Genomic DNA, 22,267 nt, shown 5'->3' with positions numbered 1-22,267 from the left:
TTTTAATCGATATAAATTACCCCTGTTTCACTTAAAATCTGCACTTCATTTTTTGCATCACCAATGGTTCCTAATTTTACATTTTCTGTATTTTCATCTTTCTTAAGTCCTTTTACATTCACCATTACGTCAGACGAATTACTTTTAGCCGTAAGTTTTAAAGAAGTCGGAACACCTTTATACCGTACGCCAATATCTCCTGATTTTGTTTCTACAAATAACGATTTTCCTTCTTTCATATTCTTCAGTAATACTTCCCCCGATGTTGAAGTGATGTTCATATTTGAGTTACTTACATTTGTTATATAGTTATCACCAGTCGTAGACTTTATATTTAATTCTTGTACTGAACTATCTTTTACAGCTAACTCTCCACTTTGCGATATGAATTCACCTTTCTCAGCTGATAGCCCTACAACCATTTCATCTCCAGACTTGCTTTTTGTCACGATACTTTTTACTACTATATCGCTTATTTTCACATCACCCGATTTATTATTTAATACAATTTTATCTATTTCTTTCTTCGGAATAGCTATACATATACTATTTTTCTTCCTAAACGTAAAACCATTAAAAAATCTGGTCTCCGTTTGTTTTTGCTTAACTATAACTTTATTCCCTGCCTGTTCTATTTCGACAGGATCTACCTCTTTATCTAATCGTTTACCTTGAGCCGAAATGACTATTTTGTTAGCTTCTGTACTTTTAAATTCAATGTCCCAGTTTTCATTATCCACTTCTATTTCTTTTATATGATTTATCTCAAAAGACTTTTCTTTCTTAAAATCTTTCCCTTGAAATACTTTAAAACCAAAAACCGCACTAGCAATTGTAATGAATAATATTGCAATTACTATTATTTTTTTCACCATTTATACCCCAGTTCATTTTTGTTTTAGGCTCGCTTCACGCCACATCGATCTTGTCGATTTTACGATACGATAAATAACTAATAAAAATTCCTAATAAACAGAGTACAATTGGGATAAATATAAAATCATACATACTTACTTGACCGCTTCCAGGACCTACGTTACTGTTCATTAGCATCCCAATTATTACTGCAGAAGTAATTGTTGTCGGTGTAGATTTCTTTCTCATCCCAAAAAATAAAGGAATTAAGCTTATACCAGATATCATAAATGCACTTATAAAGGTAGCTGGAACAGTAGCTATTATTTCACCCATCGTAATAGGTGTTTCAATTAACCCCATCATTGGGTTCATAAAAAACATGAGCAAACTAATAGTGAACGTAGCAATAATCATGCTGATAAAACAAAAACTAAAAACAATTGTTAATTTCGCCCTCATTAGCAATTTCCTTTGTAATGGGTACATAAACAATAGTTGCATTGTTTTGTTCTTATATTCATCAATTACTAAACGCGATAAAATGACTGCACTAAAAATAAGAAATGTCATTCTTATAAAAATGTTTGCCAAAGTCATATATTTTGTGAAATCAGTGAGTGCTGCGTCTACTTCATCTTTCACTCCCAATCCCATAAGACTTACCGCAGCAAAAATTGCTATAATACAAATTGCTACCCCTTTAAAATAACTAGATAATTTATGTTTCTTCCATTCAAGTTTCATCAATTTAAACATATAAACCAAGCCTCCATTACTGACATAATTATCTCTATGCTACTAACATTCTAATTCCAGCAGTAACTACGCTTAACATTCCTATCATTAGTAGAATTAACAACCATTTCCGCTCTGGTTTCCTATAATATAAAATCCCGCTTATGAACATTACGACCAATCCACTTACTAGATTCACTAACAATCCATTAAGCATGAATGCCCTCTCCATCCATTACATTTAAGAAATATTCCTCTAAGGAACTATGTTTCTTATTCATACTTTCAATTTCCACATCGTTCATAATAAGTGCTTTTGAAATGGCTTGCTGCGTCGCCTTCAATTCATACACGCGAATCATATTTCCACTCATTATTTTATAATTTTTTATGCCAAGTTTATCTTCTAAAATATAAGCTGCACGTTTCACATCAGGAACAGTAATTTCAATGTACTCTGTTTGTTTTCCGTTAATACTCTTCATTGAAACTTCTTTTACTAGTTTTCCATTTTGAATTACACCAATTGTATCCGCCATTAGTTCCATCTCACCTAAAATATGACTAGAAACTAACAATGTAATGCCATATTCTTTGCAGAGCATTTTAAATAAGTCTCGTAGCTCTTTAATACCAATTGGATCTAAACCGTTAATTGGCTCATCTAAAATGAGTAATTCTGGCTTTGTCATGATCGCCCTTGCAATACCAAGTCGTTGTTTCATCCCTAATGAAAAATCTTTTACTTTTTTATCATCTATACCGTGCAATTTTACTAAATGTAAAGCATGGTCAATTGCGTTTTTATCGTAATAGCCCATATATTCACAATGTAATTCTAAGTTTTCTTTCGCCGTTAATTTATCATAAAAGATTGGATATTCGATAATTGTCCCCATGCGCTTTAATACTTCATAAGATGTATCCGTTAACTTCTCACCGAAAATTTCAATATCACCGCTCGTCGGTTTTATTAAATTTGTGATCATTTTCATAATCGTTGTTTTACCAGCACCGTTTGGTCCTAAGAAACCGTATATCTCTCCTTTTTTCACATGCATGTTAACGCTAGAAATAACTTCTTTCCCCTTAAACACTTTCGTTAACTGATTCGTTTTTAATATATATGTCATGTCGTTTTCTCCTTTCGCACTACTTTATACTTCTATAATAGACAACGGAAATCTCTTTTTTCTTACCCGTTCCTTACAAATTCCTTACGCTGAAAAAAAAGCTTGTAGAATCTACTTCTCTACAAGCTAAAACTGCATCTTCTTTAATGCAACTGTAAAAATTGTTTTTTCATACGGCTTACTAGAAAGATGTATTTCTCCGTCCATCGCTTCTACAAGCCTTTTCGTAATCGTTAAACCTAGACCGCTTCCTTGGTACAATCTATTTCTGGAATCTTCAAGTGTGTACATACGCTCAAACACTTTATCAATATGAGATTCATCAATTCCTTTTCCTGTATCCCATACATCTATATACACATTCGTTTCATCATCTCTTAACGTCATACCGAGCGTCTTTCCATCGTCTCCATATGTAATTGCATTTGATATTAAATTATTCAATACTCTACCTAATACTTCTACATTTCCAAGTGCATATATATTTTTTTCTGGTATATTAATATGAACATGAAAACCTTTCGTCGTCACTAAATCATAAAAAGATAAAATTTTCTCACGGCAAACTTCATTCATATTTACTTTTGTCATCTCGATTGCCTTGTCACCAGATTCTAGTTTTGCTAAATCAAAAAACTTATGAATCAGTTCCATTACTTCTAGTGTTTTCACATGCACCTTTTCAAGTAATATTTGTTGTTCTTCTTCATTCATCGTTTTATCCTTATTTAACATTTCTGTATATCCAAGAATAACTGTTAGTGGCGTCTTCAAGTCATGTGAAATATTTGAAAGCATTTTTCTCATTGAAATTTCTACTTTTGCATGATCTGCATTCGTTTTCTGTTTTGCATCTAACAATTGATTAATTGCCACTAACAATTTTTGCAATTCTAGATCATCTGTCATAACGAGTAACTTCTCGCCTGTTTTTTCATTAACAATACTTTCTAACTTTTCATATGTGTATCGCAAATTTTTGCTACTATTTTTCCTCATTTTATATTGTATATAAATGACACATAACAATATAAAAATAATACCTATTAACAAATTTACCATATTACATCACTTCCAGCTTATAACCGATACCCCATAACGTTTTAATGTATTCTGGATTAGATGGATCACTTTCGATTTTCTCACGTAATCTTCTCATATGAACATTAATAACGTTATCGTCACCGTAATACTCTTCGTTCCAAATTAGCGTATATATTTGTGCTTTGGTAAATACACGATTTTGATTCTTTACAAACAGTTTTAAAATCTCAAATTCTTTTAAAGTAAGCTTGAGAGGCTTCCCGTTTTTTTCCACAGTAAAATTAATTGGATCGATTGTTAAATCGCCAATTTGAATCATCTTTTCTGTTGTTTCTGTAGCTGAATATTTCGTAGACCGCCGAATACCTGCTTTTACACGGGCAGCTAATTCAATCATAGAAAACGGCTTACAAATGTAATCATCTGCTCCTAGTCCTAATCCAACAGCTTTATCAACATCTGTATCTTTTGCAGACATCATTAAAATCGGTACTGCACTCTTCTCGCGAATAATGCGCACAACTTCTAATCCGTCTAACTTCGGCATCATAATGTCGAGGATAATCAAATCAAACGAACCTTGTAAATATGTATTCACACCTTCCTCTCCATCAGACGCGATTGTAACTTGAAAGCCCTCTTTTATTAAATACTTTTGCACCATCTCTTGAATTGAAATATCATCTTCCACTAATAAAATATGATGTGACATATGTCTATCCCCTTTTTTACAAACATTAACATTTTAATTGTATCGTAACTACTACAGACTGGAAACAATTATATGAATTTTCAAACCAACTTCCCTTCCTTCCATAACAATGATATGATGAAATTTACTACGATAGTTCATAATTAACTTTATATAAAGGAGACTTATCATGTCAGAAAACAAAAAAGTAAGCTTAGCTGATTTAATGCGTGAACAACTTGCAAAGAAAAAGCAAGGTAACGGTAATGGTCAAAATACAAAAAACCAAAGCCAAGAAACAAAAAAACTACAAAACCAACAAACAAAGAAAACAAACAACCAACGTAGACGTACAGGTGTATAAATGAACGGACAAAAACGTTCTAATATCGTACCCGGCCTTGAAGTTGATATTGTATTAAAACAAGATCAACGAACTGGCAAATTAACACGTGGCATTGTAAAAGATATTTTAACGAACTCCCCTTCTCATCCGCATGGCATTAAAGTGCGCTTGCAGGACGGGCAAGTGGGCAGAGTACAAAATATCATTCAATAAGAAAAGGAGCTCAAGTAAACTCGAGCTCCTTTTTCTTTATTACCCTTTAATTTTCTCAATGAAAACTACTTTTAAATAGTCTCCTTCTTTAAATTGATCGATTGTACGGAAATCTTCTGGTAAAGAATGTTCTTCTAATATTTTATATTTGCCATTCATTTCTTTAAATGCTGTATCGATAAAGCCTTTAAACTTTTTCATATCGAATGCGCTACAATTTGTTGAAGCAACGATAATCCCGTTATTTTCTGTAATGGCAATTGTTTCTTTTAATAAGTTTTTATAATCTTTCGCTGCACTAAATGTATATTTTTTTGAACGTGCAAAGCTTGGAGGGTCAAGTACGACCATATCAAATTTCATTTTTTTCTTCGCTGCATATTTAAAGTAAAGAAATACATCTTCTACAATGATATCTTGCGCTTCATAATCAACTTCATTTACACTAAACTGCTCAATCGTTTTACTTAAACTACGATTTGCAAGGTCGACACTCGTCGTTTTGCTCGCTCCACCAAGGGCTGCAAATACAGAGAAGGCACCTGTATAAGAGAACATATTTAACACTGTTCTTCCCTTCGCATACTTATCACGAATTTGTTTTCGCACGTTACGCTGATCTAAAAATACCCCAACCATCGCTCCGTCATTTAAATAAACAGCGAAGTTCACACCATTCTCTTTTACGATAAGCGGGAACTCACCGCGCTCTCCTGCTACGAAATCATCTCCTTCAATGTATTTCCCTTTCGTATCAAAACGCTTCTTCTCATAAATACCTTTAAAATTTGCTACTTTTTGAAGAGCTGCTATAATCTCATCTCTGAAAGTATAAATCCCTTCGCTATACCAACTAACTACATAATAGCCATCATAATAATCGATGATTAAGCCTCCAAGCCCATCACCTTCACCGTTTAGGGCGCGGAATGCTGTCGTATCACTTGATTTGTAAAATTGCTTTCGTTTATGTAAGGCAGATTTTATTTTACTTTCAAAGAAAGATTGATTAATTTGTTCACTCTCTTTTCTCGTTAAAATCCAGCCGTATCCTTTATTTTGTTTTCCATAATAGCCTTTTCCGACAAAGTGGTTCTTCTCATCTACCACTTTAATGATTGTTCCTTCTTCCTGAACATCATTTAAATTTTGAATCGCATCTTTTAAAATAAGCGGATATCCACTTTTAATTTCTTTTATAAATTTCGGTTTTATTTTTACAGTTACTTCTGATCGCATATAATAACTTCCTTTCCATTTGCATGCTTTCTCTACAGGAAGCATTTGAAAAACGAGACTGAAAAAACAGCCTCGTTTCACTATACCATATTATTGCTTTGCTAGTACAACTCACTCATTCTCTCACTTAACCGCCACCTATTTACTACATTTTGAAATGGAAATCTTACTGTCCAACATAATAGAAAAAATACTTATATATTTCATATTTACCATTGACAATGATAATGATTTTCATTATCATTTAATGTATATGAGTTCTCGAAAATAAAGGCTACAACTTATAGGAGGAATAAACATGATTATTGTTACAAATACAGCTAAAATTACAAAGGGAAATGGACATAAATTAATTGATCGTTTTAATAAAGTAGGTCAAGTCGAAACAATGCCAGGATTTTTAGGATTAGAAGTTCTTCTAACGCAAAATACAGTTGATTATGACGAGGTAACAATTAGCACACGCTGGAATGCAAAAGAAGATTTCCAAGGTTGGACAAAGAGCCCAGCATTTAAAGCAGCTCACTCACATCAAGGTGGAATGCCAGATTATATTCTTGATAATAAAATCTCTTACTATGATGTGAAAGTTGTACGTATGCCAATGGCTGCAGCACAGTAAAGACTGTTTTTTTAAAAGTATAGAATATGAGAAGCGTTACCACTTCTCATATTCTATACTTTTTTATTTACTGTCTTTTTACTAGTTTCGCATGCACGACTAATCTTCCTGCTTCTGGATCAAGTGCATAGTCACATGTAGAAAGTGTTATAATTTCATCATTAGCCGTCAATTTCGTATCCGTTTTGTAAAGGGATTTATCTTGAATTTGCTTTAAGAACGCTGTATACGCTGCATCGCTTTCAAAATCCGTTTCAATGTAATAAAAGTCCGTCGTTGTCGTATATACTGAAAAAACTTCAACGTCGTATCCTTCAAATAATGTATCGTAATATAATTTACGATGGGACATGAAGAAATCTTCATCCAACATCTTTTTTAAACTTCCAAACATAGAACCGTCCTTCATACGATGACCATATAAAATAGTATTTCGGTTTTGAGATTTCACATCATTACGATAATCCATAAAAATACTTCCCGCTCTCATATCCTCGCCTTTGTAATTACGAAATAAATAGTAAGCATTATCCTTCGCTTGAACGATTGGATAATTGATTTGTGTATCATCCATCGTAATCCATCCCACTATTTCTGGATTAATTTTTTGGAGAGCTTGAAACTGTTTACGCACTTCCCCATCTTCTGATTTTTCTTCCATTGGACTTCTCTTATAAATATGTTGCGCTTCAGCCATTACTTTACGATTTTCATAATAATCCATGAAAATCCCACCCAATTCATACATTGAATAGAAAAAGATTCCTAAAAATACAATTGTAAGTATTCGTTGAAAAAAAGAATTCTTTTTCCGTTCTTTCTTACTATTCAAATTATCACCTCAAAACGGATTATGCCCAGCCTTTAAATTCCCATTGGTACCATGTATAACCCTGTATCTTCGTCTTGTTTTACAACGACATCTACACCATATATTGCTTTAACCATTTCTTCTGTTATTACCTCATTAGGATTACCTTTCGTAACAATTCCCCCATCTTTCATAACGATAATATGATCACTATAACGAATGGCTTGATTAATATCATGTAGTACCATCACAATCGTTAATCCATACACTTCATTTAACTGTTTCACTAACTCTAATATTTCTAGCTGATAATAAATATCTAAATAAGTTGTCGGTTCATCTAAGAAAAGCATTGGTGTACTTTGAGCTAATGTCATCGCGATCCAAACCCGCTGTCTCTCTCCGCCCGATAAAGCATGAATTGGCTTTTCACGCTTACTTTGCAAATTCGTACATGTTAGTGCACGCTCAATTGCTTCTCTATCTTCATCAGTTTGCGAAGAAAAAACATTTTTATATGGCATACGTCCAAAGCTTATTAGTTTTTCCACTGTAATATCTGCTGGCGCCTCATTTTGTTGATGGACAACTGCTAACTTTCTAGCAAACTCTTTCGGTTTATACTCACTAATCGCTTTTCCATCAAGTATTACTTCCCCACTATTAGGAGCATGATTTCTAGACATAACACCAAGTAATGTTGATTTCCCGCAACCATTCGGACCAATGATTGTTGTAATTTTCCCAATTTCTATTTCACTACTAACAGACTTTAAACGATTTGTTACATTATCGTATGAAAAGGTTACATTTTTAATTTCCATGAACTTTATCACTCTTTCTAAGCAAGAATATTAAGAATGGCCCACCAATGACCGCCATAATTGTTGCTGCTGGAATTTCATTAGGTGGCACAATTAACCTTCCAATCGTATCCGCCGTCAAAATTAATAACGCTCCTGCAAGAGCAGAAAATGGAATCAACACTTTATGGTCTGAACCAACTAGTTGTCTCGAAATATGCGGAACAAGTAATCCAACAAAAGCAATGACTCCTGCAATCGCTGTTGATACTGCCGCTAAAAGTACTGCAATGGCAGAAATAATAAGACGAACTCTCGTCACATGCAAACCTAAGTTTTTCGCAGTCTTATCTTGTAGTGATAATAAGTTACACCAAGCTCCTACCAACAGTGCAAGAATAAGACCAATTGTTCCATACGTAACCATTATTTCTACATCACCCCACGTCTTCATCGTTATGTTAGAAGTCGTCGTTTGCTTAATACTCTTAATGAAATATCCACAAATCGTAACGAACGATTCATTTAATCCAGTAAACATCGCATTAATAGCTATACCAACTAAAATAATGCGAAGTGGACTTAACCCTGATTTCCACGAAAATGCATATACGAGATAACATGCAAACGCACCACCTAAAAAGGCGAATACTGGTGTCCAGAAAAAGAATTGCGGGAATAACGTAATAATAACAAGCGTCATAAAACTTGCTCCTGAAGATATCCCGATTACACCAGCGTCAGCAAGTGGATTTTTCATAACAGCTTGGAAGAGCACACCTGAAACAGCAAGAGCTGCTCCAGTAAATAGTGCAATAATAATGCGCGGGAAACGTAAATCTTTAATTACTTCAACATCTTCATTGGCCCCTGTAAATATCCCTTGTACAAGGTCAACAATACCTACTTCTAAACTCCCTTTTGTTGCTGACAATGATGTCATAACAATAAGTAATGCAGTAACAATGAGGAAACTCCAAGTTTTTTTATTCATTCCACTCTTCCTTTATATTAAAATGCATCACGGATACATCATTTTTTTCAATTCATCTAACGCTTCAATTGCTGCTAAGTTTCCTGTCGTTCCAAATAAACGCTCTTCTAAATCGTAAACACGATTATTTTTAACTGCCGCAAAATGTTTCCAAATGTCATTCGTTTTAAATTCTTTATCGAACATTTTTACAACTTCATCAGGCATACCGTGTGCTGCTCGTAAAATAATATCTGGATCAGCTTTCTTTAAATACTCTGTATTAGAAGCTAAATACTCTACTTGTTCACCTTGTACAATGTTTTTACCACCTAGTTGTTTTACTAAATCTCCAATATAAGAATGCTCTGTTGCCACTAAATAACTCCCCGGAACACCTAATAAAATAAGCACTGTCGGTTCTTTCTTTCCTTTTACTTCTTTTTGAATGCTAGCGACTTTTTTATTTAACTTAGTCACAACTTCTTCCGCCTGCTTTTCGCGTCCATATTTCTTACCTAAATCGTTAATTGAATTTTGCATGTTTTTCAAACTTGTTAAATCTAAAAAGTTTGCTTTCATACCCACACCATCAAAAACTGGCTTTAATTCATATTCAAGTGTTGTCACGGATAATACTTCTGACGGCTTTAATGATTTTACTTTTTCCATATCAGGGCTCATCGGATTCCCTACTTCTGGTAAACCTTTATATCGTTTTGGTAAAATTTTAGAACTTGTTGGAACACCAACTAAATCTACTTCTAATGCATCCATAATTTCAGTTACAGCGACTGTCGTTGCAACAACTCTCTCTTTACTCTCGCTCTTTACCTGCTTCGCCGTTTCTTTCTTTGATGATGAGCACCCAGCTATACTCACTAATAAAATAATAGCCATTAGTACACTTGCAATTTTCTTCACTCTCAATCACCACTCCTTTCCATACAATATGAAACAAGTCTTGATGCACGCCAACATGCATCAAGACTTCAAAAATTACAATCTACCTGCTCTATATTTACGAACTAGTAAAGCAAGTGAACCAAGCAGTAGCACCATGTATAACCCAAGCTGTGCTGTGTCTGCAGTTTTTGAGTTTTTCTCTTTTTTCGCATCATTATTTGTAGCTTCGTTTTTCTTTTTACCATCTGCATTTCGGTTAAAATCAGGAGTTCCTACTGTTTTTACATTATCTACCTTCGGTGTAGTTACTGGATTTTCCGGATCATTCTTCGGATTTTTTTTTGAATCCTCTTTAATCGTTCCTACCGCTCCGATGTTATTTGTATCAAATTGAATTTGTACATCGTAGAAGTGATGGTAGTTCATTGAATCGATATCTACTTTTACTTTTGCATTTAATTTTGCAAATAAATCATTAGCTTCAAATTCTACGACTCTTGTATTTGCAGCCTTATCTTCACTTACTACTTTCGCATCTGCAAATCCACCATTATTTTCTGTTTGGAATTTTGTAATCCATTCACTATTTTTTAGTGTCATTGCAACATACTTCTTACCATCTTTCACAGTTAATCTTGCTGGACTTACAACATATTGATTCATCATTGAAATTTCTTCAGTCTTATCTTTTAACACTTTAAAAGCAATATCGTACTGACCGTCTTTTAAATTTTTCGGATCAACTGTTGGATTTTCATTTAGGTTATTCGTTCCATCTTGGTTGTTGTTTCCGCCCTGATTATCGTTACCATCTTGGTTATTACTTCCACCTTGGTTATCGTTTCCGCCTTGATTACTGTTATCACCTTGGTTATTGTCTCCACCCTGATTACCTAAAGCTTGAATACTATTTTTATCAAATACAAATTGAATATCGTAAAAATGATGATAATTCATTGCATCAATATCCACTTTCACTTTTGCATTTAACTTTTTAGATAAATCATCTACTTCCACTTCTACTACTCTTGTATCTTGCTCTTTATTTGCTCCTAATACTTTTGCATCGATGAACGCACCATTCTTTTCAAACTCAAATTTTGTAATCCATGAGCTATTCGTTAATGTGAATGATACATATTTCTTACCATCTTTTACTTTCAAGATACCTGGACTCTTCGTATACGTGTTCATCATTGAAATTTCTTCAGTTTTATCTTTTAACACTTTAAAAACGATACTATATTCACCGTCTTTAAGAGCGTTTGGATCAATTGTTGTGTTATTGTCTTGATTATTGTTTCCGCCTTTGTTATCGTTTCCACCTTGGTTATCGTTTCCGCCTTGGTTGTCGTTTCCGCCTTGGTTATCGTTTCCACCTTGGTTATCGTTTCCGCCTTGGTTATCGTTTCCACCTTGGTTATCGTTTCCGCCTTTGTTATCGTTTCCACCTTGGTTATCGTTTCCGCCTTGGTTATCGTTTCCGCCTTGGTTATCGTTTCCGCCTTGGTTGTCGTTTCCGCCTTGGTTGTCGTTTCCGCCTTGGTTGTCTAACGGTTTAATGCTATCTTTATCAAATGCAAATTGAATGTCGTAGAAATGGTGATAATTCATTGAATCGATATCTACTTTTACTTTTGCATTTAACTTTTTAGATAAATCGTCTACTTTCACTTCCACTACGCGTGTATCAGCTTTTTTATCTTCACTTAATACACCTGCATCAACAAACGAACCATCTTTCTCAAATTCAAACTTTGTAATCCATGAGCTATTCGTTAATGTGAATGATACGTATTTTTTACCATCTTTCACCTTTAACACACCTGGACTCTTTGTATACGTGTTCATCATTGAAATTTCATCTGTTTGATCTTTTAAAGCTTTGAAATTGATGCTGTATTCGCCGTCTTTAATTGTTTCAACATTCGGCTTCTCTACTTCTGGTTTCTCTACCTCTGGCTTCTTATCACCATCTGGTTGCTTTTCTTCGTTTTTAATTGGCTCAAGTTTATCTTGTTCAAATAAAAGTTGTACATCATGCGTTTGCTTATAATTTCTTGATGCCATTTCGATAAATACTTTTGTATTTAGTTTTTTTGATAAATCGTTTACTTCAAACTCTACTACTCTTGTATCTTTTGCTTTGTCTTCACTCACTACTTTTGCATCAACAAATGCACCATCTTTTTCCGTTTGGAAATTTTTAATTAATGAGCTACTTGTTAGTGTTACAATTGCCTTTTTCTTACCGTTTTCTACTTTTAATACTCCTGGATTTACCATGTAAGTATTCATCTTAGATTCTTCATCTGTCTTATCTTTTAACACTTTAAATGGAATACTATAATTCCCATCGTTAATTGTGTTAGAATTGGGTTGTTGATCTGGGTCAGGCTTTTGGTCGGGCTTCTGACTTGGATCCGGTTTTTCATTTGGATCTGGCTTATTAGCTGGGTCCTCTTTTTCATTTGGTTGTTCCACATGAATCGGTGTAATACTATTTTGATCAAATGCAATACGAACGTCGTACTCATGATGATAATTTAAAAAATCAATATCTACTTTTACTTTTGCATTTAATACCTTCTCTACATCTTCTACATCAAATTCTACTACTCTTGTATCTTTTTCTTTATCTTCACTAATTACATTTGTCGCAACTAGCTTACCTGCTTTTTCTGTTTCAAACTTCGTAATCCATGAACTATTCGTTAATGTAAAGGATACTTTCTTTTTCCCATCCTTCACTTTTAAAGTTCCTGGACTTACAGAGTATTGATTCATCATAGATTCTTCATCTGATGTATCCTTAAGAACTTTGAACCCGATTGAATATTCACCGTCAGCTAGTTGGCTTGCTGCTTGAACTGCAAGAGGTTGTAATGTTGATACGAATGTAAATATCATTAAACACATCGCAACAACAATTTTAAGATATCTATTCAATGGAATAACGCTCCTTTATTTAGTTTTGACGTACTTTACGAATTAAGAAAACACCTGAAATAAGAATTAGCGTTGCAAACAATCCAATACGTGCTTCATCGCCGGTTTTGGGGTTATCTGTTTTTTCAGCTTTTCCATTTTCATTTTTTGTTTCTTTGCTCGCTTCTTTAGCTGTTTCCTTACTCTCTACTTTTGTTTTCTCTTCTTTTACTTGTGTATCTGTTTTCGCTTGATCATTATTTTTTATTGCAGCAGTCACGCCGTTATCACCACCTACAGCTTTTACATTTGCATCAAACGCAAAACGAATTGTATAGTGGTGGTCATAGTTTGCACTTGGTACAACAACATGAATTTTTACAGCTGCCGGCTTAGATAAGTCATCTACCTTAAACTCTACTGTTCTTTTATCTGCCGATTCGTCTTTACTAACAACTTTTGCATCAACAAAATTCCCGTTCTCAGGTGCTTTAAATTCTGTAATCCAAGCACTATGATTCATCGGAACTTGTACTCTCATCTCACCGTTTTTTACTATTAATTTTGCTGGCTTTTCAAAATAATCATTTGCCATTGAAGCTGAATCATTTTCTGCTTTTTGAATTACGTAATTAATATCGTAAGTACCGTCAGCTAGTTGTGCTGAAACTTTCCCATATGGCATGACAAGAAAAGCTAGCATACATACGAACGTTATAATAAAAGCGGGTAATACAAAAATCTTTCTCATTTGGCTTACTTCCTCCTTGTTCATCCATCATCCATACCTTTTTGAAAATGATAATTATTCTCAATTTATAAGAAAAAAATAATAATCCTCTACCATTATTTACTTGTAATTTATTTATGTAATTTAGATATTATTGATTATCATTCTCACTACATGTTAAAAATAATATCCCTCCTTATTCCTTATAAAGAGCGATTCACATTTTAACATAAGTTCTTATTTATCCTGTTGATTATCATTCTCAATAAAACTCAAAAAAAATAAAACTACCCATTCTCCTACTCTATCACCTCTATTTACAAAAATGATATCGTTATAGAAAACCTTATATCTTTCACTCCTCACTTTCCTTCCAATATTTCCACAACTAAGTCAATCTTAGCCTACTCATAATTTTTTTGTCAACTATATTACGTATAAAATTTTAAATATCTAAATTTCTCTATATACGGCTTTTTCTACAAAAAAAGAGGCTTCCTATGAAAGAAAGCCTCTTTTCACTATTTTTCTACAGCAACTTCTTGCTTTTGAAACAAAGAAATGACATATCCAATTGCAATTCCTACTAGAGCAGGAACGAACCAACCAATCCCTACACTATATAATGGAATTTTATTCAAAATAGGTGCTAATGCCGCAATTTGAAGATTTGCATTGTGCAATCCATCAAAGAAGCTGATCATGAATGCTCCTACAATACCACCTACATACATGACTAAAGGAAGGCGAATATAGTTTTCAACAAGTGATAATACAATCAGTACGATACCAATTGGGTAAATTGCAATTAAAATTGGTAATGCTAATGCATTTAACTGAGTTAATCCAAGATTCGCTACCATAAATGCTAATACGCAGAAAATGAAAACAACCTTTTGATAAGAAAGTTTTGGTAATAAAGAAGAGAAATATTCTCCACAAGCTGCAACAATACCTACAGAAGTTGTTAAACATGCCGCTGTAATTGCGATCCCTAATAATAAAGTTCCGTAACTACCAAATAAATGATTTACAACGTTTGTTAAAATAATTCCTCCGTTTGCTCCCATTCCAAGAGACACACTAGAAGCTCCCAGATAAGCAAGTGCTAAATAAACAAGTAGTAAACCGAGCGCTGCAATAAATCCTGCAAAGATTGTTACTTTTGCAATGCTGTTCTTATTTGTAACACCTTTTGCTTTTAAAGCATTAATAACAACATTTCCGAAAACAAGTGCTGCAAGTCCATCTAAAGTTAAATATCCATCAATAAAACCTTTAAAGAGCGGAGCATTATATGCTTCTGTCGGTGCACCAAATTCTCCAATTGGTGTAATAATTGCTTTCACTACAATAATTGCAATAACAGCTAATAAAATCGGAGTTAATACTTTACCGATGCGGCCCACTAATTTTGATGGGTTTAAAGCTAAGTAGAAAGTTACAGCAAAGAAAATAAATGTAAAAATAACAAGTGGATACGATTGACCAGCTATCTCACTTGGTAAAAATGGTGCAACACTCATTTCATAAGCAACCGTTCCTGTACGCGGCACACTTACGAATACGCCTAAACATAAATAAATTGCAGTAATAAAAACTAGTGCGAATATAGGGTGTACACGTCCTGCTAGCTCATTAATATCTCCCTTTAAAGCTATAACGATAACTCCTAATAAAGGCAATCCAACGCCTGTTACGACAAAACCAAATAGCGCGATCCATACATCTGTTCCAGCGCCTTGTCCTAATGCTGGTGGAAAAATCATATTACCCGCACCAAAAAATAGTGCAAATAACATTAAACTTATTGCAAACATCTCAGAAAACTTTAAAGATGATTTCATTTCTACTGACCTCCTACATAATAATCATGAATTAACAAAATATTCTGAATTAAATTCCGTCACATATCCTCTTTCAAGCATACTTCCCCGTAAAAGAACGCAAAAAACACCCGTCCCTAACAAAGGGACGAGTGTTGAAATCGTGGTTCCACCCTTATTCTAATAAAATGAATTTATAACGAAATAAGCTCATTTTATAGCTCGTGTAAATTGATAACGGTTTTATCCGCCAAGAATTACAATGCATCATGTATGCAGTTCACTCTTGAAGTTTAGAGGTGGTAAGCTTGTCTTTTCGTATTAGGAAGCTCACAGCCTAAGGCTTCCCTCTCTGAGAATCGTAAAATACAACTCATGTCCTCATCATTACTTTTATAAAATATCTTGTCGAAACTTGTTGTTTTTTATTATATGGGCTATTTTTTAAAAAATCAATAGTTTTATTTTTTCTGACAAAAAAATATAGGGAGAAAATTTTTCCTCCCTATAGCTGTCCTATTAATATTTCTAATTCCCCATCTGTAATGTTTCGCCATTTTCCCACTTCAAGATCGTCTAGCTCTATATTCATAATGCGTTCTCTCTTTAACTTTGTTACAGTAAACCCGAAAGCCCGACTCATTCTACGAATCTGTCTGTTCATTCCTTGCGTTAAAACGATTCGAAATGTAGACTGATCAACCCTCGTCACTTTACACGGCTTCGTCATCCCATCTTTAATCTTTACACCGCTGGACATCTCATCAATAAACCAATCTGTAAAAGGTTTATCGACTGTGACAACATATTCTTTCTCATGCTCATGATCACCGTGTAAAATTTGATTCGCAATGCCGCCGTCATTCGTTAATAAGATAAGGCCTTCTGACGCTTTATCTAATCTTCCAACAGGAAAGATACGCTCAGGGTAATTAATATAATCAATAATATTATCCTCAATATGATCAGCTGCTGTACAAGTAATACCAACTGGCTTATGAAAGGCGATATACACCTTTTCTTTCTCTTCTTTTGCAATAACCTGCCCATCAATCGTTACAACATCACCATCGCCCACGAGTGCACCGTGCGTACATATTTCGCCGTTAATCGCCACGCGTCCAGCTTTAATAAGGCGATCTGTTTCACGTCTTGAGCAAGATTTTGCTTCGCTTATGTATTGGTTGATTTTCATAGCTTATTCCTTTTCATATATATTAAAAGCGTCAATCTATGGCAATATCATTATGCCACGATTGACGCTCGTTTACTTCGCAAAAACAACTAAATAAATAACCCCAATCACCAAAAATATTCCGCAACAAGCTAACAATACTTTTGCAAGTTTGTCCATAAACATATAATGGTTTCCCCTTTGTTTCGTTGTTTTCTATTTTAATTCAACAACTGTTACGCCTAGGCCTCCCTCGCCCATATCACCGTAACGGAATGTTTTCACACCGCGATGCTTCTTCAAGTAATCTTGTACACCTTGGCGAAGTGCTCCTGTTCCTTTACCATGAATGATTGATACGCGAGGATAGCTTGCAAGCTGGGCATCGTCTAAGTATTTCTCAACGCGCGCCATTGCATTTTCAAATCGTTCACCACGAAGGTCAAGTTCTAATGAAACGTGATAGTCTCTACCTTTTACTGTTGCAACTGCTTTTTTCTCTGTTTGCTTCGGTGTGTTAATGTATTCCATGTTAGACTCTTTTACTTTCATCTTCAGAATACCGATTTGTACGCTCCACTCCGTATCGCTTACTTTTTCAAGTAATTGACCTTTTTGACCGAACGTTAATACTTTTACTTCATCTCCCGCGCGTAACTGTTGTTTCGGCGCAGTGTTTTTCACGTTTACCTTTTGTTTCTTCACAAGCTCTGGCGCTGCGCCTTCTAGACGGCTCTTCGCTTCAATTAGCTCGTGATCTTTCACGTTTGCAAGCTGTGCTTTGCGCAATTGACGAAGTTCTTGAATAATGCCTTCTGCTTCTTTCTTTGCAGCTTCGACTTTTTCTTCTCCTTCTTTTTGCGCTTTTAATAATCGTTCATCACGTTCTTCGTTAAATTCAATAATTTGACGTTGTAATTCGCGATGCAGTTTTTCAGATTGCTTGCGAAGCGCTTCTGCTTCGTTCCAATCACGCTCTGCGTTCTTTTGACTTTCTTCTAACTTCGCAATCATATTTTCAATTTTGTTTGTATCTGTACTAATGTGGTTACGCGCTTGATCAATGACGCGATCAGATAATCCAAGGCGTTTCGAAATTTCAAAGGCATTACTACGTCCTGGTACACCGATTAATAATTTATACGTTGGGCTTAACGTGTTTACGTCAAACTCAACGCTCGCATTAATAACTTGCTCACGGTTGTATCCGTATGCTTTTAATTCTGGATAATGCGTCGTAGCAACAACGCGAGCACCACGATTACATACTTCATCTAAAATGGAAATGGCTAGTGCAGCCCCTTCTTGCGGGTCTGTTCCAGCACCTAATTCATCGAATAAAACTAAGCTTTCGAAATCAGCTTTTTCTAAAATATCAACAATGTTCACCATATGTGAGGAGAACGTACTTAAACTTTGTTCAATCGATTGCTCATCACCGATATCAGCAAAGATATTTTTGAATACACAAATCTCTGACTCATCCATTACTGGAATGTGAAGACCAGATTGTGCCATTAACACACAAATACCAACTGTTTTCAGCGTAACTGTTTTACCACCTGTATTCGGTCCTGTAATAACAATTGTCGTGAAATCTTTCCCTAACATAATATTATTTGGCACAATAATTTCTGGATCGATTAGCGGATGACGAGCTTGTCTTAAATCCATATAACGCTCGTTATTTACAATCGGTTTCGTTGCTTTAATTCGCTTCGCATAAAAAGCTTTCGCAAAGATGAAATCAAGATTTGCAACTACTTCTACATTTGATAAAACGATATCGGCTTCTACTGCCACTTCTTCTGTTAACATCAATAAGATGCGTTCGATTTCTTGTTTTTCTTTCACACGTGCTTCTTGAAGCGCGTTATTTAATTCTACAATGACTTGCGGTTCAATAAATAACGTTTGTCCAGAAGCTGACTGATCGTGAACAATACCGCCATATACGCCGCGATATTCTTGTTTTACTGGGATTACGTAACGTTCATTACGAATCGTTACAATCGAGTCAGACAGCATCTTTTGCGCGTTTGAAGAACGCGTCATGTTTTCTAACTTTTCACGAATACGGCTTTCCGCAGTACGAATTTGAGTACGAATACCACGCAGTTTATCACTTGCACTATCGACTACTTCCCCGCCATCACCGATACAATTTGTGATTTTCTTTTCTAAATCATATAAAGATACAATTTGAGCGACATGAGTTTCTAAAATGGGAAGCTCGACACCATTATCAATCATATCTTCAATGAAACGTTTCATATTGCGACTACCATACATCGTATTCGCAATATCAAGTAGTTCATTTGGGCTTAACATACTTCCAATCTTTGCACGCTTTACATTTGAGCGAATATCCGTAATACCGCCTAATGGTGCACTACCTTTTAAACGAATGACTTTCGCTGCTTCATCCGTTGTATCTTGCATTTCTACAATTTCTTCAAAATCAGTGCTCGGCACTAAATGCTTCACTTTGTCACGACCAAGTGAAGATGCTGTATGTTCAAGTAATTGTTCTTTTACTTTATTGTATTCTAATACACGCAACGTTCTTTCTAACATGTTGCAGGTCCCCCTTGTGTTACTTATTACGTTTAATATAGTCTAATAAACGTTCAATATCCCACGTGTTAATCACGTTATCTTTTTGGATCCAACCTTTACGCGCTGCCGCTACACCTGTTTCCATATCTTCTAACATTTCAAGTGTATGAGCATCCGTATTAATCGCTACTTTTACACCAGCATCTTGTGCTTGTTTTAATAATTTCGCGCTTAAATCTAGACGGTTTGGATTTGCATTTAATTCTAAAACTGTATTTGTTTCTTTTGCGAGTTCGATTAATAAGTCTGTATCTACATCATAACCCTCACGGCGTCCAAGAAGACGTCCTGTCGGATGAGCAATCATTGTGACATGCTTATTCTCTAGCGCCACACGAAGACGTTTCATAATCGTTTCACGGTCTTGTGAGAAGCTCGAGTGAATTGCTCCAATGACATAATCTAATTCTGCTAATACTTCATCATCAAAATCAAGCGAAGCATCCGGTAAAATGTCCATTTCAATCCCGCGTAAAATTGTAATGTCTGGATACTTTTCGTTCATACGTTCAATTTCTTTCGCTTGTTCACGAAGGCGCTCTTTCGTTAAACCGTTCGCTACTTTCAAGTATTGTGAGTGATCAGTAATTGCCATAAACTTATATCCACGAGCACGGCACGCTTGTACCATCTCTTCAATAGAAAAAGCACCGTCACTCCATGTTGTATGCATATGTAAATCACCTTGTATATCAGAGAACTGAATTAAGTTTGGATACTCTTTAATTAATTCAATTTCTTTTCCATCTTCACGCACTTCTGGCGGGATAAATGGAAGACCGAAATGAGCAAAGAATTCTTCTTCCGTCTCGAATGTTTTCACTTCACCTGTTTCCAAGTTCTCTACACCGTACTCGCTAATTTTCTCGCCTTTATCTTTTGCAATTTGACGCATTTTTACGTTATGGTCTTTTGATCCTGTGAAATGGTGAAGAGTTGTAATAAACTCTTCTGGTTTTACTAAACGGAAATCAATTGAAATATCATATTCATATTGAAGACGAACAGAAACTTTCGTATCCCCGCTCGCGATTACTTCAATCATATTATCAAATTGTAGTAAATGCTCACGTACTACAGCTGGTTCTTTCGTTGCAATGATAAAGTCTAAATCTTTCACTGTTTCACGAACGCGGCGCAAACTGCCAGCGCGCGAGAAACGAATTACCTCAGCAATATTCGACAATTTCTCCTCTATTTCCCCGGCAATAGGCAATACCATCGCGATTGGTAAACGCTCCGGACGAGATCCTACTTGATCGATTGCTTCTAATATTTTCTCTTCTGTCTTCTTACCGAAACCAGCTAAAGCTTGTACTTTATTTTCCTCACAAACCGCTTTTAGCGATTCCATATCAACAACACCAAGTTCTTTATATAACTTAGCTACCTTTTTACCACCAAGGCCCGGCAATTTTAATAAAGGTAATAAGCTACTTGGCACTTCTTGTTCAAGCTCTTGTAATACTTCAGATGTTCCCGATTCTATATATTCTTGAATAACTGCCGCTGTTCCTTTTCCAATGCCCGGAATCTTCGTGAAATCTTCAATCTCAGAAAGACTACGATCATCACTTTCTAATGCTGCTGCCGCTTTACGAAATGCAGATATTTTAAATGGATTCGCGCCCTTTAGTTCCATAAAAAGCCCGATTGTCTCTAATAATTTAATCACTTGTTTTTTATTTACTTTCATCATTGTCCCGCCTTTCTTTCATAGAAAAAAACTTCTCTTTCCGAAAAAAGAGAAGTTATACTCTGCTACCTGTCTGCCATAGTTCCTTCACCTTTTCAGAGAGAATCGGTGTATCGTCTACAATTATTTTGCTAATTGATGATTGTTGTAATGGTGTTTGTAATTGTTCAATCGGAAGAATGTTCCCAATGATAATTAAGACAAACAAAATAATATATACTTCTAAAAACCCGAGGATTGCCCCCGCAAACGCATTTACTTGCTTTAAAACCGGTATTTCTGCAAACATATTTAACAAATTACCAAGTAATGAAAGTGCAATTTTTGTGATAATAAACAATATGATAAACGCAAGCGCTTGATAAAATACTGTCTCAATATTATTTGCATCAATCCATTCTGGAACAGATACGTTTTTATCAAATGGATACGGAATAAATTTCGCAAGTGCTGGCGCTAAATCTTTACAGTACCAGTATGCAACAAGGTATGCGATAATAAAGCTTGTTAACTTTACAAGTTGCAGAATAAACCCTCTGCGTAAGCCGAGGAAAAATCCCATAACAAGCAGTAAAATGATAATAATATCAATCATGTTATTCCATTCCTTTTTTTGTCATACTTTCTTTCAATTTCTCATGTTCTTCTTTTAATTTTATGTAATCGTGTATGACGTTTACCGCCGTCAATACCGCTAGTCTACTCGTGTCAAGCGAAGGATTCTTGGCATTGAGTTCGCGCATTTTATCATCCACAATCGCTGCTACCATGCGGATATGACTTGTACTTTCATCGCCAACAACTGAATATTGCTGACCATAGATTTCTACATTAATTCGACTTTTCTTTCCCTTTTGTTGTGACAACTCACCGGCCTCCAATCACGTACAGAATCCTAAAGTTTATCATACCATGAACCT

22 protein-coding genes and 1 other annotated feature are annotated in these 22,267 nt (G+C 35.0%); of the genes, 3 read left to right on the top strand and 19 right to left on the bottom strand.

Going from position 1 to position 22,267, the window contains the following annotated elements; translation table 11 throughout:
- Positions 1–2: 2 nt before the first annotated feature.
- The 6 genes from ACTFRS_RS12860 to ACTFRS_RS12835 all read right to left on the bottom strand — a co-directional run bounded on the left by ACTFRS_RS12860 (position 3) and on the right by ACTFRS_RS12835 (position 4,482).
- Positions 3–875 (bottom strand): DUF4097 family beta strand repeat-containing protein, encoded by an 873-nt coding sequence (locus tag ACTFRS_RS12860; protein WP_139866487.1) that lies wholly within the window; start codon positions 873–875, stop codon positions 3–5.
- A gap of 34 nt (positions 876–909) precedes the next feature.
- Entirely contained in the window at positions 910–1,614 is a 705-nt protein-coding gene (locus ACTFRS_RS12855; protein ID WP_139866486.1) for an ABC transporter permease, read from the bottom strand.
- Between the two features lie 34 nt (positions 1,615–1,648).
- Complete coding sequence (locus ACTFRS_RS12850; RefSeq protein WP_167496959.1) at positions 1,649–1,810, bottom strand: hypothetical protein; 162 nt, start codon at positions 1,808–1,810, stop codon at positions 1,649–1,651.
- Entirely contained in the window at positions 1,803–2,726 is a 924-nt protein-coding gene (locus ACTFRS_RS12845; RefSeq protein WP_139866485.1) for an ABC transporter ATP-binding protein, read from the bottom strand. Before ACTFRS_RS12845 ends, ACTFRS_RS12850 begins: the two co-directional genes overlap by 8 nt.
- Before the next feature lie 126 nt (positions 2,727–2,852).
- Positions 2,853–3,788, bottom strand: a complete 936-nt coding sequence (locus ACTFRS_RS12840; protein WP_139866484.1) for a HAMP domain-containing histidine kinase — start codon at positions 3,786–3,788, stop codon at positions 2,853–2,855.
- A 1-nt stretch (position 3,789) separates the two neighbouring features.
- Entirely contained in the window at positions 3,790–4,482 is a 693-nt protein-coding gene (locus ACTFRS_RS12835; protein WP_000018054.1) for a response regulator transcription factor, read from the bottom strand.
- Between the two features lie 169 nt (positions 4,483–4,651).
- On the opposite strand from ACTFRS_RS12835, the gene ACTFRS_RS12830 reads away from it, so the two are divergent.
- Both ACTFRS_RS12830 and ACTFRS_RS12825 read left to right on the top strand, forming a co-directional pair.
- Entirely contained in the window at positions 4,652–4,825 is a 174-nt protein-coding gene (locus ACTFRS_RS12830; protein ID WP_001293581.1) for a hypothetical protein, read from the top strand.
- The gene (locus ACTFRS_RS12825; RefSeq protein ID WP_139866483.1) at positions 4,826–5,020 is read left to right on the top strand and encodes a YwbE family protein; all 195 of its coding nucleotides are present in this window, start codon (positions 4,826–4,828) and stop codon (positions 5,018–5,020) included.
- Between the two features lie 39 nt (positions 5,021–5,059).
- Here the strand turns inward: ACTFRS_RS12825 and ACTFRS_RS12820 are convergent, their stop codons facing one another.
- On the bottom strand, positions 5,060–6,259 hold the full coding sequence (locus tag ACTFRS_RS12820) for a class I SAM-dependent rRNA methyltransferase (protein WP_001255958.1): 1,200 nt from the start codon (positions 6,257–6,259) through the stop codon (positions 5,060–5,062).
- Between the two features lie 298 nt (positions 6,260–6,557).
- On the opposite strand from ACTFRS_RS12820, the gene isdG reads away from it, so the two are divergent.
- Positions 6,558–6,881, top strand: coding sequence for a heme oxygenase (gene isdG, locus ACTFRS_RS12815; RefSeq protein ID WP_000587815.1), 324 nt, complete (start codon positions 6,558–6,560; stop codon positions 6,879–6,881).
- Positions 6,882–6,948: 67 nt separating this feature from the next.
- Here isdG and srtB read toward each other — a convergent pair whose 3' ends face one another.
- The 12 genes from srtB to zapA form a co-directional block, all read right to left on the bottom strand.
- Positions 6,949–7,713, bottom strand: coding sequence for a class B sortase (gene srtB, locus ACTFRS_RS12810; protein WP_318157543.1), 765 nt, complete (start codon positions 7,711–7,713; stop codon positions 6,949–6,951).
- A 32-nt stretch (positions 7,714–7,745) separates the two neighbouring features.
- The gene (locus ACTFRS_RS12805) at positions 7,746–8,516 is read right to left on the bottom strand and encodes an ABC transporter ATP-binding protein (RefSeq protein ID WP_318157541.1); all 771 of its coding nucleotides are present in this window, start codon (positions 8,514–8,516) and stop codon (positions 7,746–7,748) included.
- Positions 8,506–9,489 (bottom strand): FecCD family ABC transporter permease, encoded by a 984-nt coding sequence (locus ACTFRS_RS12800; protein ID WP_139866481.1) that lies wholly within the window; start codon positions 9,487–9,489, stop codon positions 8,506–8,508. The genes ACTFRS_RS12805 and ACTFRS_RS12800 overlap by 11 nt, the downstream gene beginning before the upstream one ends.
- Positions 9,490–9,516: 27 nt before the next feature.
- Complete coding sequence (isdE, locus tag ACTFRS_RS12795) at positions 9,517–10,398, bottom strand: heme ABC transporter substrate-binding protein IsdE (protein WP_011040739.1); 882 nt, start codon at positions 10,396–10,398, stop codon at positions 9,517–9,519.
- A gap of 69 nt (positions 10,399–10,467) precedes the next feature.
- Positions 10,468–13,293: an NEAT domain-containing protein gene (locus ACTFRS_RS12790; protein ID WP_440024958.1), complete on the bottom strand. Its 2,826-nt coding sequence runs from the start codon at positions 13,291–13,293 to the stop codon at positions 10,468–10,470.
- 49 nt (positions 13,294–13,342) lie between these two features.
- Complete coding sequence (gene isdC, locus ACTFRS_RS12785) at positions 13,343–14,053, bottom strand: heme uptake protein IsdC (protein ID WP_440024885.1); 711 nt, start codon at positions 14,051–14,053, stop codon at positions 13,343–13,345.
- A 500-nt stretch (positions 14,054–14,553) separates the two neighbouring features.
- Positions 14,554–15,879 (bottom strand): branched-chain amino acid transport system II carrier protein BrnQ6, encoded by a 1,326-nt coding sequence (gene brnQ6 / locus ACTFRS_RS12780; protein ID WP_139866478.1) that lies wholly within the window; start codon positions 15,877–15,879, stop codon positions 14,554–14,556.
- 120 nt (positions 15,880–15,999) lie between these two features.
- Positions 16,000–16,255: a binding site (T-box leader), on the bottom strand.
- Positions 16,256–16,363: 108 nt separating this feature from the next.
- Positions 16,364–17,053, bottom strand: a complete 690-nt coding sequence (locus tag ACTFRS_RS12775) for a 23S rRNA pseudouridine(2604) synthase RluF (RefSeq protein ID WP_139866477.1) — start codon at positions 17,051–17,053, stop codon at positions 16,364–16,366.
- A gap of 195 nt (positions 17,054–17,248) precedes the next feature.
- Positions 17,249–19,609: an endonuclease MutS2 gene (locus ACTFRS_RS12770; protein ID WP_139866476.1), complete on the bottom strand. Its 2,361-nt coding sequence runs from the start codon at positions 19,607–19,609 to the stop codon at positions 17,249–17,251.
- Between the two features lie 19 nt (positions 19,610–19,628).
- Positions 19,629–21,347, bottom strand: a complete 1,719-nt coding sequence (gene polX, locus ACTFRS_RS12765; protein WP_439195068.1) for a DNA polymerase/3'-5' exonuclease PolX — start codon at positions 21,345–21,347, stop codon at positions 19,629–19,631.
- A 55-nt stretch (positions 21,348–21,402) separates the two neighbouring features.
- Positions 21,403–21,942: a CvpA family protein gene (locus ACTFRS_RS12760; protein ID WP_000565408.1), complete on the bottom strand. Its 540-nt coding sequence runs from the start codon at positions 21,940–21,942 to the stop codon at positions 21,403–21,405.
- 1 nt (position 21,943) lies between these two features.
- Positions 21,944–22,213 carry a cell division protein ZapA gene (gene zapA / locus ACTFRS_RS12755; RefSeq protein WP_000082701.1) on the bottom strand — a complete coding sequence of 90 codons (270 nt, stop codon included), beginning with the start codon at positions 22,211–22,213 and terminating at the stop codon, positions 21,944–21,946.
- Between the last annotated feature and the right edge of the window lie 54 nt (positions 22,214–22,267).

Source organism: Bacillus cereus group sp. MYBK139-1, from assembly GCF_051916915.1.
Lineage (GTDB): Bacteria > Bacillota > Bacilli > Bacillales > Bacillaceae_G > Bacillus_A > Bacillus_A pacificus.
Note: the sequence above shows the minus strand (reverse complement) of the source record. Positions and strands in the feature narration are given on the sequence as shown.